A 16950-nucleotide genomic window follows, 5' to 3' on the forward strand; every position below is an offset into this window, starting at 1 on the left:
AAACATTCCCTTCTTTCTTCTGAAAAATAACTATATCATCATTCGCTAAAAGTTGCGTTTATGAGTTGAATTCAAGAGATATAATATACACAATTAAATCCAAAAACCTTAAATTTGAAGTGTTGAAAAAATTTGATATGACTAGCGAAGAAAAAAGAAAAGTATTAAGTAAGAAATTTGGTCTGTACTTTTTCCTCTTTAATTCCTAAAATTAGTTTTTGTCACCTTGAGCCTTTCGACTACCGCTCAAGACAGGCTTAATCGAAAGGTAAAACAAAAGCGTCTCGACTCCGCTCGACGTGACATAGGAATCATTACTTAACTAAACTGGCTACTATAAGGATATGCGTATATTATTTTTTTTAACGTAAAAAGAAACTTAAACAAACAAGATTAAACGAAAATTATGAGTTCAATTGCTTGGCAAACCGCTAAAGAATACGACGATATTACCTATAAAAAATACAACGGCGTGGCAAGAATCGCCTTTAATAGACCCGAGGTAAGAAATGCTTTTAGACCTAAAACTACGTCAGAGCTTTTAGACGCTTTTCACGATGCGCAAGAAGATACCAGTATTGGTGCGGTTTTGCTTTCGGCAGAAGGACCTTCTTCCAAAGATGGCGTGTATAGTTTTTGTAGTGGAGGTGATCAAAAAGTCAGAGGACAACAAGGTTATGTAGGAGAAGACGGCTACCACCGTTTAAATATTTTAGAAGTTCAGCGCTTGATTCGGTTTATGCCGAAAGCAGTGATTTGCGTAGTTCCCGGTTGGGCTGTGGGTGGCGGACATAGTTTACACGTGGTTTGTGATATGACTTTAGCGAGTAAAGAGCACGCTATTTTTAAACAAACCGATGCCGATGTCACCAGTTTTGATGGCGGTTATGGTTCTGCTTATTTGGCCAAGATGGTCGGGCAAAAGAAAGCGAGAGAGATTTTCTTTTTGGGAAAAAATTATTCGGCTCAAGAAGCTTTTGATATGGGGATGGTCAACGCTGTTGTTCCTCACGAAGATTTAGAAAATACTGCCTACGAATGGGCTCAAGAAGTCTTGGCTAAAAGTCCGACGTCTATAAAAATGCTCAAATTTGCCATGAACCTTACCGATGACGGAATGGTGGGACAGCAAGTTTTTGCAGGAGAAGCTACACGTTTGGCTTATATGACCGAGGAAGCCAAAGAAGGAAGAGATGCTTTCTTAGAGAAAAGAGCTCCTAATTTTGATAAAAAATGGCTGCCATAGAACCTGAAGCTACCTTTACCAATAAAGCCATTCCTTCTAAGGAGTTGCCAGATTACCGTTTGGAAAGCTTAGAGCGTGTTTCCAAAAGACTACTAAGTAAGATTTTGGCAGGACTAGGCGTATTTTTAATCGTTATGATTATTGTGGCGGCAATTCTTTACACAAGAGATTTGTTCGCGGTTCGCTATATTATTTTCGGACTTTTAGGCGTATTATTTTTGATGGGATTAATTTCTACTTATCACTACTTTGCGCAAAAGAATTATGGTTTTGTGGTGAGAGAAAAAGATATTCTATTTCAAAAAGGAGTATTGGTGATGAGAACAACCATCATTCCTTTTAATAGAGTGCAGCATGTGTCTACAACGCAAAGTCTCTTTGATAAGTATTTTAAGCTTAAAAACGTAAAGATTTTTACCGCTGGCGGACAGGGGAGTGATATTAAAATTCCTGGACTCACTCCAGAGAAAGCTTTACATATAAAAGAGTGGATTGCTCATAAAATTGTTGAAGAAGAAGTTGATGAATAAGCCTTTTTCGCAGCCCCAGAGGCAATCTATGGTTGGGATTGTGCTTATTTTTTTAAGCGCTTTGTACAAATCCTTAAAAGGACTTTGGGCCATTGCGATTTATGTCTTTTTAGGAAAAACTTCTTCTTTTAATTACACTTATATTTCTTTGGGATTGATTGCTTTTGCCATTCTCATCCTTATATTTAGTATTCTTTCTTACCGGAAGTTTCTCTTTCATATTAATTATGAAGCCGATGAATTTATCTTAAATAAGGGTGTTTTTTCTTCGGAAAACATTGCGATTTCTTTTGATAAAATTCAGCAAGTGTATTTTAAACGCTCTATTATTCAGCGAATAATTGGCGTTTACAATGTGGTAATTCAATCTGCCGGAAGCAGTGAAAAAGAGATTGAGATCAAAGCGCTTTCTGAAGAGAAAGCTATGTTACTTCAACAAAAACTGAATTCTTTTATAGAAGAAGAATCTAAAGCTGAAGAAGAAGAACTTTCTACCGAAAGCTTTCCCGAAGAAAAGAAAAAGACGGTGTATTGGGAACATCGCTTAACATTTACCGACCTTTTAAAACTGGGGGTTACCAGCAACTATTTTAGAGGATTCGGACTTATACTCATCTTTTTTAGCTCGTTGTACAATCAGTTTGCCGATTTATTTACTGAAAATGAATACGCCGATGAAGCTGCCAATTACTTGAATACATTTCAATCGGTAGGGGAGATTCTTATGGTGTTGACTTTCATGTTCATCACTGTTTTCCTTGTCGGAATTGTAGTAAGTATTATAGAAACCTTCCTAAAATATTTTGAACTGAAGCTTACGCAGAGTAAAGATAGTTTAGAACTGGAAATGGGATTAAAAACAAATACGAAGGTATCTTTACATCCCAATCGGGTTCAAATTTTACGGTTAATCACGAATCCAATTCAGCGAAAGCTAAATATGTATCAATTGCAGCTTTCTTTAACCAGCAGCACCGAAACGCAGAAAAAGAATAGAATTAATATTCCTGGGTTGTCTTGGGATAAAGCTACAAAGGCCAGCCGGTTTTTGCACCATCACGAACGAGAGGAAGGAGAAGTTTATAAGCCTCATAAGTTGTGGTTTTATCGCAGGTTATTTTGGGGGATTGTACCTGTGCTTGCCGCAGCTTTAGGACTCAACTATATTTTTGAAACTCTTCCCAACCCTGTTGTACTGGGCTTAGCTTTGGTGTATGCAATTTGTATTTTCCTGTATCAACACAAAGTGTATCAAAAAATAAACTTGGAAATAAGCGAAGAGTTCTTGGTAAAATCTACTGGACTATGGAGTAAAATGCAAGTGATTATAGAGACGTTTAAATTACAATCCATTAGCGTAAGTCAGCCTATTTGGTTGAGAAGACGCAAATTGGTGAACATTACCTTTCATACGGCTTCTGGAGATGTGCGTTTTCCGTTGGTGAATGAAGCTTTTGTGACGCAAGTGAATTACTTGCTCTATAAAATAGAAACATCCACAAAAGCGTGGATGTAACTAAAATTTAGCATTAATAAGCATCGCTGTGCACGCGAGCAACCGCTCTTCCGCTGGGATCATTCATATTTTTAAAACTCTCATCCCAAGCTAAGGCAACCGGACTGCTACACGCCACCGAGGGAACCGAAGGCACACATAAAGCTGCGGTATCACTAGGAAAATGTTCTTCGAAAATAGTACGGTAATAAAATTCTTCTTTGCTGGTTGGCGTTTGCAATGGGAATTTGTGATGTGCATTTGCGAATTGCTCATCGCTTATCTTTTCATTCACCATTTCTTTTAAAGTATCAATCCAACTGTAGCCCACGCCATCACTAAATTGTTCTTTTTGTCGCCAAGCAATACTTGGAGGTAACATATCTTCAAAAGCTTTTCTTAACACCCATTTTTCCATACGCTCTCCGTTAATCATTTTATCTTTTGGGTTAATGCGCATGGCGACATCCATAAACTCTTTATCTAGAAAAGGAACTCGGCCTTCAATTCCCCAAGCGGCAAGACTTTTATTGGCTCTAAGGCAATCATATTTATGCAATTTGTCTAATTTTCTCACGGTTTCTTCGTGAAACTCTTTAGCGTTTGGCGCTTTGTGGAAATATAAATAACCTCCAAAAATCTCGTCGCTGCCTTCGCCGCTTAAGACCATTTTAATTCCTAAAGCTTTAATTGCTCTAGCCATAAGAAACATAGGCGTAGAAGCACGTATCGTGGTAATATCATAAGTTTCTAAGTGGTAAATCACGTCACTAATGGCATCTATTCCTTGTTGAATGCTAAATTTAATTTCGTGGTGCACCGTATCTAAATGTTTGGCCACTTCTTTTGCTGCCGATAAATCTGGACTGCCTTCTAAACCTACAGCAAAAGAATGGAGTCGCGGGTACCAAGCATTTTCTTTATCCCCTGTTTCTATACGTTTGTCGGCATATTTTTTTGCTAAAGCGGAAGTGATGGAAGAATCTAAACCTCCCGAAAGTAATACCCCGTAAGGCACATCACTCATTAACTGGCGTTTTACGGCGGCATCTAAAGCATCCCGAATTTCCTGGATAGAAGTTTCATTGTCTTTTACCGCCTCAAAATCCATCCAATCTCTCGTGTACCACGTTTTTAATTCTCCTTCCTCACTCGATAAATAATGTCCTGGTGGAAATAATTCAATTTTTGTACAAATTCCTTCTAAAGATTTTAGCTCTGAAGCGACATAAAAGGTTCCGTTTCTATCCCAGCCCATATATAAAGGAATAATCCCCATATGATCTCGCGCAATTAGATACGTGTCTTTTTCTACATCGTAGAGTGCAAAGGCAAAGATTCCGTTAAGTTCATCTAAGAAATCGGGGCCTTTTTCTTGATAAAGTGCTAGAATAATCTCACAATCTGACTGCGTTTGAAATTCATAATCTTTCTTTAGTTGTTTTCGCAACTCCAAATGGTTGTAGATCTCTCCATTGGCAGCAAGCACTAGGTTTTTATCTTTGCTGTAAATAGGTTGTTCTCCCGAAATAGGATCAACAATGGCTAAACGTTCGTGAGCCATAATAGCTTTTTCGTTATTAAAAATTCCACTCCAATCGGGTCCGCGGTGGCGTATTTTTTTTGACATCTTTAATACTTGAGGTCTTAAACGCTCTACCGATTCTTTTAGCTCAAAGGCACATACAATTCCACACATAATCTTTCTTATTTAAATTTAATTTCAGTTTTGGGTATAAAAAAACCCGTCAAGTTAAAAAACCTGACGGGCTATATATTCGCGACAAGTTTTTGTTACGGGAACTGATTATTATTATTTAAGTTCGTTGTTAACATAATGCTTGTCTTTTTATCTTTTATTTTTATAAATATAGTATAAAAATATAAAACTTTAGTCTTTTATTTAGAAAAAACTATTTTAATGCAGGAAATTGATTCGGATCTACTTCGTTAAAAATCTCGTATACTTTCTCAAAAATATCTTCTGCAGAAGGTTTAGAGAAGTAATCTCCATCGGTTCCGTAAGCAGGTCGGTGCGCTTTAGCCGTCAAGGTTTGAGGCTTGCTGTCTAAATGCTTATATCCATTTTGATTCTCTACAATCTCTTGTAAAATATATGCCGAAGCTCCTCCAGGAACATCTTCGTCAATTACCAATAAACGGTTGGTTTTGGCAACACTTTTAACCATATCGTGGTTAAGGTCTAATGGCAGTAAAGATTGTACATCTATAATCTCTGCACTAATTCCCACTTCTAACAATTCTTTAGCGGCTTGTTCTATAATTCTAAGTGTAGAACCATAGGAAACCAAGGTGATATCATCTCCTTCTCTTAATGTTTCCACTTCACCTACAGGAGTTCTAAATTCCCCTAAGTTGTTAGGCATTTTTTCTTTAAGTCGGTATCCATTAAGACATTCTACGATAAGTCCGGGTTCATCACACTCTAATAAGGTATTGTAGAAACCAGCGGCAATCGTCATATTACGAGGTACCAAAATATGAATTCCTCTTAGTAAATGCACCAATCCTCCCATAGGAGAACCACTATGCCAAATACCTTCTAAACGGTGACCTCTCGTTCTTACAATAAGAGGTGCTTTCTGCTTTCCTTTAGTTCTATAATGTAAGGTTGCCAAGTCATCACTCATAATTTGCAACGCGTACAAAATATAATCTAGGTATTGGATTTCTGCAATAGGGCGTAGGCCTCTCATCGCCATTCCAATTCCCTGGCCTAAAATGGTGGCTTCACGAATTCCAGTATCGGCAACTCTAAATTCGCCATACTTTTCTTGCATTCCTTCCAAACCTTGATTCACATCCCCAATGTTTCCAGTGTCTTCTCCAAAGATTAAGGTTTCTGGTTTATTGGCGAAGATTTTATCAAAGTTATCGCGAAGTATTAGTCTAGCATCTACGTCTTCCGCGTCAGCGTCATACGTAGGCACTACAGCATCAATATTTAAGGCAGAAAATTCACTTTCACTATGCAAGTGGCTGCTATAGTCTGGTTGTGTTACTTTAATATAATTATCAATCCAGTTAATCAATTCGCTTTTCGCGGAAGTGTTTTCTTCACGTACATAACGCAAAGCTTTTCTTCCCGCTCTAAGAATTTCATGTTTCTCTGGATTTCCAAGTTCGGCAATTTCTTCTTTTAAAGGCTGAATGGAATTACTATTAGAAGTGCTTTGTGCTAAATTATCTAACAAGCTTAGCATCTCTTTTTGAGCGGCTTTAGGGCCTTGTGTTACTTCGTTCCAAGCTGCTTTCTTCCCTTCTCTAACTATTTTCTTAGCTTCTTTTTCTAAAGCTTTTAATTCTTCTTCGGTCGCTAGATCGCTTTCTAGCATCCATTGACGCATTTGCACATTACAGTCATATTCTCGCTCCCAGCTAAGACGATCTTCACTCTTGTAGCGTTCGTGAGAACCAGAGGTAGAATGTCCTTGAGGCTGAGTTAATTCGTAAACGTGAATTAAAACAGGCACGTGTTCTTCTCTAGAAATCTTACTCGCTTTCTGGTAGGCTTCCATTAGTTCTGGATAATTCCAACCTTTTACTTTAATGATTTCGTAACCATCACCATTTTCATCTCTTTGGAAACCTTTTAGAATCTCTGAGATATTTTCTTTGGTGGTTTGGTATTTAGCAGGTACAGATATTCCGTACTCATCATCCCAAACACTAATAACCATAGGTACTTGCATTACTCCTGCAGCATTGATGGTTTCCCAAAAAAGCCCTTCACTGGTACTGGCGTTGCCAATAGTTCCCCAAGCGATTTCGTTTCCTTTGTCAGAAAACTGAGGTGCGATATCTATACCGTCAACGTTTCTATATATTTTTGATGCTTGAGCAAGTCCTAGTAATCGAGGCATTTGTCCTGCGGTAGGAGAAATATCGGCACTTGAATTTTTTTGTTCTGCAAGATTTTTCCAAGTTCCATCTTCTTGAAGACTCTGTGTCCCAAAATGTCCCCCCATTTGCCTTCCTCCGGCCATAGGTTCTTTTTCTAGGTTGGTGTTTCCGTAAAGTCCGGCAAAAAATTCTTCTACAGAGAAAAGATCTAAAGCCATCATAAAGGTTTGATCACGGTAATATCCCGATCTAAAGTCCCCATTTTTAAAGGCTTTTGCCATCGCTAATTGAGGAACTTCTTTTCCGTCTCCAAAAATACCAAATTTAGCTTTTCCTGTTAATACTTCCCGACGTCCTAATAGACTACATTCTCTACTAATTACCGCGGTTTTATAATCTTGAATCACTTCCTTTTTGAAATCTTCAAAGGAAAGGTCTGTCTTTTCTATAGTCTTCTCTTGCATGGAGTTAAATTTTAATATTTTGCAACCCTGCGAAGATAAGAAAAATGATTGTAAAATTCAATAAAGAAAATCTAACCAAAACTGATGAATATGCAATGATTTTTATTCTGGATGAGATATATTTAAAATAAAAAAAAATATGGGAGTATTTTTGCAGATAATGCAATTTAATACCATCTTCTTTTGAATAGTTTAATTAAAGTACCAAAATCTAAGGATACGATAAATCTTATTTTTTGGTCGTAATCGGGTTGTGCTACTTCCCAACCTAAATTAGAGTACACCGGGAAGAAGAGTTCAAAGTAATCTTGTACTAAACTCACCCTAACACCTGTATCGTATAAAAACTGAGCCTTGCTGCCTGTATTCTTTACCAAGCCAACATCTCCATAGGCGTGAATCCAATTCCAAAGCGTAAAGCTTCCGTTAAGGGAAGTGAGCCATTGGTTGGCAAAAGCAGGTTGTAACTGAGATTTAAAACCTCCTTCGGCTTCAATGTACTGCTGACTAAAAAGCCCTTGGTCTTCACTTCTTCCGTAGTAATTATAATCAAAAAGATAATCGGTGGGACGGTCTAAAGCGAAACTAAAATAATCTGAATCTTTGGCGTCATTAAATAGGAACGCGCCTGCAAAAAACCGCAACTCAATCTGCCTATTGTTTAAAAAAAGTTTCCGCCATTTAGAGGTGACCGATACTTTACTAAACTTTTTAGCCACTTGATAGTCGAAGGTTCCCGTGAAATAATCGGCAAAATTACGATCACTAAAATTATATCTTGCGTTTAAAACGCTATAATCTGGTTCATCTACGGTATTTAAAACATCGCGATCTCTAAACACATTGATGCTACGAATGCTAATAGATTGTTTCTCATTGCTGCGTAAATCTTTATCTCTAAACCCAATAATGAGGTAGGGAGAGACTTTGTGATAATATAAATCTTTAGCATAAGAGAAGCGCGTTCCGCTTAAGCCAAAACGAACTCCGTATAATTCTTGGTTTTGATATGGCTGTGAATACGAAACAGAAGCAGAACCTAATAAGGCGCCACTCTTAAAACCGTATTTAGGTGCAATTTTATAGTTAAAATTTCGTGCTAAAATAGTTTTATTGTACAGTTTGGGACCCAGCGTAAACCCATCGTAAAGGTTGTAATCAAACTCTGGAATAACAAAAATTTGTTGATAATAAGGATCCTCAATATCTAAAAGTAGCCTAAGTTGTATGGGTTTATCCAACCAAGTGGTCACTTTTTTGTAGTTGTCTCTTTGATTAAATTCTGGGATAACGGCTTCATAATTCAACGCTAAGCGTTCTACATTTTTTGCAGAAATGCTCACGGTCTTTTCCTCTACAAAATGATCTACCCAAATTTTGGTAACAATGTCTTTGTCTTTAATTCCGTAAAGGGAAATAGGGATATTTTTACCGGTTTTATTCTTAATGGTGACGCGCAGAGAGTCTCCTTTCTTCTTTACCTTGGTTATCTTAAAATCGATATTGATGTTGTTGCCTACATATTCCTCGAAAAACCAATCGGTGTCTTTGTTGGTGTTTTTAGAAATTATTTCTTTAAAACTATCGGTAGTTGTTGGTTTTAAACGGTTTTGAGTGTAAAATTCCTTTATAGATTTATTGATGACTTCATCGTCTTGCAGGTAATCTTTTAAAAAATTAAGCCCGACTCCAGCTTTGTAAGGGTTGGCAATATTTTTATTGAACTTGATGAGCTTATCATTTTCTTCATCTAGCGCCTGATCTAAATTTACCCGCGCCATATTGAGGTACAATAAAGGATAGCGATCATTAAATTTCAAATCTGCTGCGTGAAACCATCGTATGCCCACAATCTCACTAAAGGAGCCTAATAATTTGGTGTTTTTATAAAATTTTTCTACATAATCCATCAAGAAATAAGTGATGATGCCTTCAGTAAGCCAACTTTCATTTCTAGGATTAAGCATAAGCGTATTCTCTAAATAACTACGCGTAATGGTTTTTAGCAGTTTGATATCGTATTGAAAACCATCGGGGAAAGGCCTTATAAAACTAGGAAGTTGATTCAGTCCGTAAACGGGATTCGACAAATAATCCTCTTCAGAAATCATAAGATTATCATGCGGAAATTCTCCTAAGCGAAAATCTAGGTAATGGGTAATTCTATCTACAATAAGCGCCTTTATTTCTGGCCTCAATCCGCCATCCTCTATATTGGTAATGATGTTGAGCTTATCGGTCTCAATAGTTTTGAAATTCGAAAAGTTGATGATATGTAGCTTGGTGTCTACTTGATTTTTTTCGCTAAAGCGGAATTCTTTCGTGTTTCCTGTAATGTTTTCCTCAACTTTAGTAAAATCTGAAATCACCGAATATTCTTTAGGAACTTTCAGGTTAAGATCAATGTCATAGGGAAGTACAAAGAGATCGTTAAGATCTTTGTTGCTATAAAATTGCCATTCTCCATCTTGAAAAACCGAAGGCAACATCAACCAATACCTTAACTTGAAGCCGTTTCTACCATGGCCATACCGAGTAAACTTGTCTTTGGGTACTTTAATGCGGTATTGAAGCTTAATTCTTACTTCCTCATCAGGGAATAGGGGCTGTGTTAAGTCTATTTTTACAATATCTGGATGTTGCTCTGGCCGAGACCAATTAAGAACCTGATTCTGATTTGAGATAGAGAATACTTGCGTATTTCCTCTATCATCACCTTTGGCATAATGAAAATTACGCTGAAATTCTTCTTCAAAGCGTTTTGCTAAAGGAGTTTGTTTGTCTCTAAAGCTATTGGCCCAGTCGGTTAAATAGATTTCTTGTAAGATTTGCTTACTGGTATTTTTGTAAGTAATTTCTTGACTAATTTCTATCGTTCTATTTTCGGGATGAAGATTTGCATCTACGCGCATAGAAGATTGTCCCAGGCTAATGAGACAAGTAAATACAAGTATAAAAAAGAGAGAGATGCGGTATTTCAATCTTTATGGAATTTATTGAACTTAGAAATTAAAAAAAAATGCTACTTAAAACTATATTTCTAAGTAGCATAAATTGTACCTAATTTATTTGAAATTAGAAATTAGGACTTAAGTTAAATTGTTCGTAGAACTGATCTAAAATTTCAATCACTTCATCTTCGGTATCTACAATCTGAACCAAGTCCATATCTTTTGCACTAATATTTTGAAAAGAATCTAATAAAGTAGTTTTTACCCACTCAAATAAGCCTCCCCAAAACTCTGTTCCTACTAAAATAATAGGGAATTTATCTATTTTATGCGTTTGGATTAAGGTAATCGCTTCAAATAACTCATCTAAAGTTCCAAACCCTCCTGGCATCACTACAAAACCTTGAGAATACTTTACAAACATCACTTTTCTTACAAAAAAGTAATCAAAGTCTAAGTTTTTGTCATTATCTATATAAGGATTATCGTGTTGTTCAAAAGGCAAGTCTATATTTAAACCTACAGAAACTCCGCCAGCATTATGGGCTCCTTTGTTTCCAGCCTCCATAATTCCAGGGCCACCTCCGGTAATAACTCCGTATCCATGCTCTACAATTTTCTCGGCTATACTGGTGGCTAATTTGTAATATTTATGCTCTTTATCTGTTCTAGCAGAACCAAAAATAGATACACAAGGTCCTATTTCACTCATGCGTTCGTAGCCTTGTACGAACTCTGCCATAATTTTAAATAGTGCCCAACTATCGTTGGTTTTAATTTGATTCCAGCTTTTATTCTGGTCATTTTTTATAATACTCATAGTTTGAAAAATTTACAAGACGGCTAATGTAATTCTTTTCTTAAGAATTTTGCCGTATAACTTTTTTTATGCTTTACAATTTCTTCGGGGGTACCCTGGGTTATTATTTTCCCTCCATTTTTTCCACCTTCGTAGCCAATATCTATAATATGGTCTGCCAGTTTAATCACATCCATATTGTGTTCTATAATAAGAACCGTATTCCCTTTATTGGCAAGCTTGTTTAACACTTCCATCAATACGCGAATATCTTCAAAATGTAAACCTGTGGTAGGTTCATCTAAGATATAAAAGGTGTTTCCGGTATCGCGTTTAGATAATTCTGTAGCTAATTTTATACGTTGTGCTTCTCCGCCAGAAAGCGTGGTACTTTGCTGTCCCAAGGTAATATATCCCAAACCTACATCTTGAATGGTTTTTAACTTGCGGTATATTTTAGGAATCTGATCAAAGAAATCTGTAGCGTCATTAATAGTCATCTCCAATACATCGCTAATCGACTTTCCTTTATATCGAATTTCTAGGGTTTCTCTATTAAAACGTTTTCCTTGACAGGTTTCACATTCTACATAAACGTCTGGTAAGAAGCTCATTTCAATCACGCGCAAACCTCCGCCGCGACACGTCTCACATCTTCCTCCTTTAACATTAAAACTAAAGCGACCAGCCTTGTAGCCCCTAATCATGGCTTCTGGAGTTTTGGCAAATAAAGATCTGATTTCTGTAAAAACACCGGTATACGTAGCGGGATTAGAACGCGGAGTCCTTCCAATTGGTGATTGATTGATGTCGATTACCTTATCAATATGATCTAAACCTTTAATGCTTTTGTAGGGAGCGGGTACTTTTACGCCATTAAAATAATACGCATTCATAATAGGGTAGAGGGTCTCGTTGATTAAAGTAGATTTTCCACTACCCGAAACACCAGTCACCAATATCATTTTGCCTAGCGGAAACTTTACGGAGACATTTTTTAAATTGTTTCCCGTAGCTCCTTTTAATTCTATAAACTTTCCATTTCCTTTTCTACGTTCCTTCGGAACTTCAATTTCTTTGGTTCCGTTAAGGTAAGAAGCCGTAATGGTATCGTGTTTTAAAATCTCTTTAGGTGTTCCTTCACTAATGATTTCTCCTCCCAGTTTTCCGGCAAACGGGCCTATATCAATCACATAATCGGCGCGTTCAATCATATCTTTATCGTGTTCTACCACAATCACCGAATTCCCTACATCCCGTAAGGCTTCTAAAGAGTTGATGAGTTTTTCATTATCGCGCTGGTGTAAACCAATACTAGGTTCATCTAAAATGTAAAGCACTCCCACCAACTGGGATCCAATTTGAGTTGCCAAGCGAATTCGCTGTGCTTCTCCTCCCGAAAGGGATTTAGAGCCTCTATTTAGCGAAAGATAGGTAAGACCAACATCCACCAAAAACTGTAATCGCGTCTTGATTTCTTTAACAATCTCTTCGGCGATTTTCCATTGATTTTTAGATAAATGCTTCGGAAGTTCTTCAAACCATTCGGCCAGTTCTAAAATGTCTTTTTGCGCTAATTCTGCAATATTATTTTCGTTGACTTTAAAGTAAAGCGACTCTTTTCTTAAACGAGTGCCTTCACATTGCGAACAAGTCACTTTATCCATATAGGCTTTTGCCCAACGTTTTAAAGAAGCAGAATCGTTGTTGTTAAACGTGCTTTCAATAAACTTGGCAACACCTTCAAAATCTATTTTGTAAGTTCTTGCCACTCCTAATACTTTGGAGTTGATTTCAAATTTCTCTTTTCCTCCGTAAAGAATCATCTCTAATGCTTCTTTAGGAATGTCTTTTATGGGATCTGAAAGTTTAAAATCAAAACGTTGCGCAATGAGTTCTAACTGCTTAAACGCCCAGTTCTTTTTTTGAGGTCCGTGAGGATCCAAACCACCCGCTTTAATTGATTTTTTATCGTCGGGGATAATTTTTTGGATATTTACTTCGTATAAAGCGCCAATGCCGTTGCATTTGGGGCAAGCGCCTTTTGGGGAGTTAAAAGAAAAATTATTTGGTTCTGGGTTAGGGTAAGAGATTCCAGAAGTAGGACACATGAGCGTTCTACTAAAATACCTTCCTTCTTCTTTCCCGTGCTCTAAAACCATCAAGACATCATCTCCCTGGCTCATGGCGGTATTAATACTTTCCGCTAAGCGTTTATCGGTATTTTCTCCTTCTTCTATTTTAATGCGATCAATCACTACTTCCACATCGTGGGTTTTGTAACGATCTAGTTTCATTCCTTTTTCAATATCCCTAATCTCTCCGTCGGTTCTTACTTTTACAAATCCTTGTTTGGCTACTTGCTCAAACAATTCTCTATAATGTCCTTTTCTAGATCGAACCACAGGAGCTAGAATATTAATGCGCTTTCCTTTAAATTCTTCTTTAATGAGCGATTTGATTTGCTCATCGCTGTAGCTTACCATTTTTTCACCCGTTTGATAACTGTAAGCATCGCTGGCACGCGCGTACAACAAACGCAAGAAATCATAAATTTCTGTAATGGTTCCTACGGTACTCCGCGGACTTTTACTCGTTGTCTTTTGCTCAATAGCAATCACGGGAGAAAGACCATCGATTTTATCTACATCGGGACGCTCTAAACCGCCTAAAAATTGACGCGCATAGGCAGAGAAAGTTTCAATATACCTACGTTGTCCTTCCGCATAAATCGTATCAAATGCTAAAGAAGATTTCCCAGAACCAGAAAGACCGGTAATGACCACCAATTGCTCTCTTGGGATTTTAACATCTATGTTTTTTAGGTTGTGGACTCTTGCCCCCAAGACCTCTATATATTGTTCGAATTTTGGCATAATTTTTTGCAAGCCACAAAGTTACTCAAACAATTGAAATTGAGAAAACACTGTTCATAAAGCTTTAATAAATTTTAGTCGTGTCTTACTTAGATGTTAGACTGCTAGCGCTCTTAGATTATAGAATTTAGATTTGATTTCAACAAACTAGCAAATGATAATTAAACTTTTAAATTAGATTAAAAAGATCACTTCGGATTTTTTTTTCAGTTAGGATTTTTGATATAATTCATCAATCAGTGCTAACTCGTTCTTACTGTACGCGATCAATTCCGTAAAGAAAAGAGTAAACTCATGCTCTAATTCTTCATAAAAAGTCCGCAGTTCTACAATCGACTCGTGCAAAGGAACCTTGTGTTTAATGCGATGATTCATTTGGCTTAAAACCGTTTCAATTCCGTCAATAGAAGCATAGCTCACCAACCAATTTTGCTCTACCATATAAGGATAGAATCTCTGAACTTGTTTAGGAAGAAGCTCAAAATGAACCTCAAGCAAGTTATAAAAGCGATCTACATATTCGGCTAGGGAAATTGAGGAGTAAAGGGTCCAATTTTTAGCTAGAAAATGATCATAAAATACATCCATAATCACGCCGTTGTAATGACCGTATTTTTCGAAAAGACGGTGTGCACTTTTATAGACAATCGCATGAGCATCTGTAAAAGAGTCGATTTTACGATGCAGTAAAATCCCTTTTTGCATTTCTATGGGAAGACTTTTATATTTTTTTCCTTTAATAGGATCGGCGGCAAAATTGCCTATTTGCACTAAATCGCGGTCTTGAGAAAGGTAAATGTGGGCTAGAAAATTCATTGCTCTAAAGTAAGCTTAATAATAACTTTGGACAAGGTTTTTGTACAGCATCTATTTGCGCTTATATTTGTACTTTAATTAAACGAAGCAACCTATGACATTAATAAAATCAATATCAGGAATTAGAGGAACTATTGGCGGAAACGTGGGAGAGAATTTAACGCCCATCGACGCGGTAAAATTTGCTGCGGCTTATGGAACTTGGATCAAGCAACAAACCAATAAAGAAGAATACCGAGTGGTGGTAGGAAGAGACGCGAGAATCTCTGGAGAAATGATTCAGCAATTGGTGATGAACACTTTGGTAGGCTTGGGAATACACGTTATTGATGTAGGACTTTCTACCACGCCAACCGTAGAAATAGCCGTGCCTATGGAACATGCAGACGGTGGAATTATCTTAACTGCAAGTCATAATCCCAAGCAATGGAACGCCCTAAAACTTTTAGATCATAAAGGAGAATTTCTTAACGGAAAAGAAGGCGCTAAAATTCTTGAAATTGCTGAAGGAAATAAAATCGCTTTCGCGGAAGTAGACGATTTAGGAAGAATTAGCGTAAACGATGCTTACCTAGATTTACATATTGAAGAAATACTAGATTTAGATTTAGTTGATGTGAAAGCCGTAAAAAATGCCAAACTTAAAGTGGTAGTAGATGGTGTAAATTCTTCAGGAGGTATTTTTATTCCTAGAATTTTGGAAGAATTAGGCGTGGAAGTAGTGAAGCTTTACTGTGAGCCTACGGGAGAATTTCCGCATAACCCAGAACCTTTAAAAGAACATTTAGGAGACATTTGCGAATTGGTCGTAAAAGAAAATGCAGATTTGGGCGTAGTGGTAGATCCAGATGTAGATCGATTGGCTTTTATCGATGAAAATGGAAATATGTTTGGCGAGGAATATACCTTAGTCGCTGTTGCAGATTACGTTTTAGGAAAAAAAGGAGGAAATACAGTAAGTAACCTTTCTTCCTCTAGAGCCTTAAGAGACGTAACTGAAAAGCACGGAGGTTCTTACCAAGCCAGTGCCGTAGGAGAAGTGAATGTGGTGCAATTAATGAAAGATACCGATGCTATTATTGGGGGAGAAGGAAACGGTGGAATCATTTTTCCAGAATTGCATTACGGACGTGACAGTCTGGTAGGAGTGGCTTTGTTTCTTACGTATTTAGCAGAAAAAGACATGAAGGTTTCTGAATTAAGAGCTACTTACCCTGCGTATTTTATGAGTAAGAATAAAATTCAATTAACTCCGGGATTAGATGTGGACAATATCTTAGAAAAGATGGCAGAGAAATATGCCAGCGAAGAGGTTTCTACGATTGACGGCGTTAAAATAGATTTTCCTGAAAATTGGGTTCACCTAAGAAAATCGAATACAGAACCCATCATAAGAATTTATACCGAAGCAAAATCACAAGAAGAAGCTACGCAACTAGCCGATACGGTTATTGCAGAGATAAAAGAGATTGCAGGATTGTAAAATCTTGGTTACCATTAAATGCCAAGCTCATCTTTTAAAAAGAAAGATGGGCTTTTTTTATTTTGACTTTACTACGTTTTTAATAGCTTGCTAATTGTTTTGACAAATTCCTCATTCCATTTTATATAATCGTGACCTCCAGTAAACTTTTTTAATTCACAAAATGAGCCTAATTCATCGTATTTTGCTTTTAAATGTTTTGCTTCTTCCTTAAAGAATGATCTTTCCTCACTTCCAAATTGTAAGTATAAATCTGGATATGTAATTTTCTTATCCCATTTATCTTTTTCCACATATGAGCCTAATGTGGAATAGCAAATATAAGTTGCAATACTATTAGGATACTTATTTAACCCGTTGTGCATTATGATTTAAAAGAAAAAAGTTGTTCATCTTACTGATAATCAGTAACTTGTTTTAGCTATA

General features: G+C 36.9%; 11 protein-coding genes. 4 read left to right on the forward strand and 7 right to left on the reverse strand.

The window, feature by feature from the left end; genetic code table 11:
• Nucleotides 1-406: 406 nt before the first annotated feature.
• From RBU60_RS13195 to RBU60_RS13205, 3 genes are read left to right on the forward strand one after another with little or no spacing between them, the layout of a single operon-like run.
• Nucleotides 407-1246, forward strand: a complete 840-nt coding sequence (locus RBU60_RS13195) for a 1,4-dihydroxy-2-naphthoyl-CoA synthase (RefSeq protein WP_308865523.1) — start codon at nucleotides 407-409, stop codon at nucleotides 1244-1246.
• A complete protein-coding gene (locus RBU60_RS13200) occupies nucleotides 1234-1776 on the forward strand; it encodes a PH domain-containing protein (RefSeq protein WP_308865524.1) in 543 nt (180 codons plus the stop codon). The genes RBU60_RS13195 and RBU60_RS13200 overlap by 13 nt, the downstream gene beginning before the upstream one ends.
• On the forward strand, nucleotides 1769-3292 hold the full coding sequence (locus tag RBU60_RS13205; protein ID WP_308865525.1) for a PH domain-containing protein: 1524 nt from the start codon (nucleotides 1769-1771) through the stop codon (nucleotides 3290-3292). The genes RBU60_RS13200 and RBU60_RS13205 overlap by 8 nt, the downstream gene beginning before the upstream one ends.
• Before the next feature lie 13 nt (nucleotides 3293-3305).
• Here RBU60_RS13205 and asnB read toward each other — a convergent pair whose 3' ends face one another.
• The 6 genes from asnB to RBU60_RS13235 all read right to left on the reverse strand — a co-directional run bounded on the left by asnB (nucleotide 3306) and on the right by RBU60_RS13235 (nucleotide 15041).
• Nucleotides 3306-4970: an asparagine synthase B gene (gene asnB, locus RBU60_RS13210; RefSeq protein WP_308865526.1), complete on the reverse strand. Its 1665-nt coding sequence runs from the start codon at nucleotides 4968-4970 to the stop codon at nucleotides 3306-3308.
• Nucleotides 4971-5184: 214 nt separating this feature from the next.
• A complete protein-coding gene (locus RBU60_RS13215; protein WP_308865527.1) occupies nucleotides 5185-7599 on the reverse strand; it encodes an alpha-ketoacid dehydrogenase subunit alpha/beta in 2415 nt (804 codons plus the stop codon).
• 167 nt (nucleotides 7600-7766) lie between these two features.
• On the reverse strand, nucleotides 7767-10580 hold the full coding sequence (locus RBU60_RS13220) for a gluzincin family metallopeptidase (protein WP_308865528.1): 2814 nt from the start codon (nucleotides 10578-10580) through the stop codon (nucleotides 7767-7769).
• A 94-nt stretch (nucleotides 10581-10674) separates the two neighbouring features.
• Nucleotides 10675-11370, reverse strand: coding sequence for an LOG family protein (locus tag RBU60_RS13225; protein WP_308865529.1), 696 nt, complete (start codon nucleotides 11368-11370; stop codon nucleotides 10675-10677).
• A 23-nt stretch (nucleotides 11371-11393) separates the two neighbouring features.
• Complete coding sequence (uvrA, locus tag RBU60_RS13230; RefSeq protein ID WP_308865530.1) at nucleotides 11394-14225, reverse strand: excinuclease ABC subunit UvrA; 2832 nt, start codon at nucleotides 14223-14225, stop codon at nucleotides 11394-11396.
• A 210-nt stretch (nucleotides 14226-14435) separates the two neighbouring features.
• Nucleotides 14436-15041: an acyl carrier protein phosphodiesterase gene (locus tag RBU60_RS13235; RefSeq protein ID WP_308865531.1), complete on the reverse strand. Its 606-nt coding sequence runs from the start codon at nucleotides 15039-15041 to the stop codon at nucleotides 14436-14438.
• A gap of 94 nt (nucleotides 15042-15135) precedes the next feature.
• Between RBU60_RS13235 and glmM the strand changes: the two genes are divergently transcribed.
• A complete protein-coding gene (glmM, locus tag RBU60_RS13240) occupies nucleotides 15136-16524 on the forward strand; it encodes a phosphoglucosamine mutase (protein ID WP_308865532.1) in 1389 nt (462 codons plus the stop codon).
• Nucleotides 16525-16595: 71 nt separating this feature from the next.
• Here glmM and RBU60_RS13245 read toward each other — a convergent pair whose 3' ends face one another.
• Complete coding sequence (locus RBU60_RS13245) at nucleotides 16596-16817, reverse strand: hypothetical protein (protein WP_308865533.1); 222 nt, start codon at nucleotides 16815-16817, stop codon at nucleotides 16596-16598.
• Nucleotides 16818-16950 lie beyond the last annotated feature (133 nt).

This window comes from Mesonia profundi, assembly GCF_031085155.1.
GTDB classification, from domain to species: Bacteria; Bacteroidota; Bacteroidia; order Flavobacteriales; family Flavobacteriaceae; genus Mesonia; species Mesonia profundi.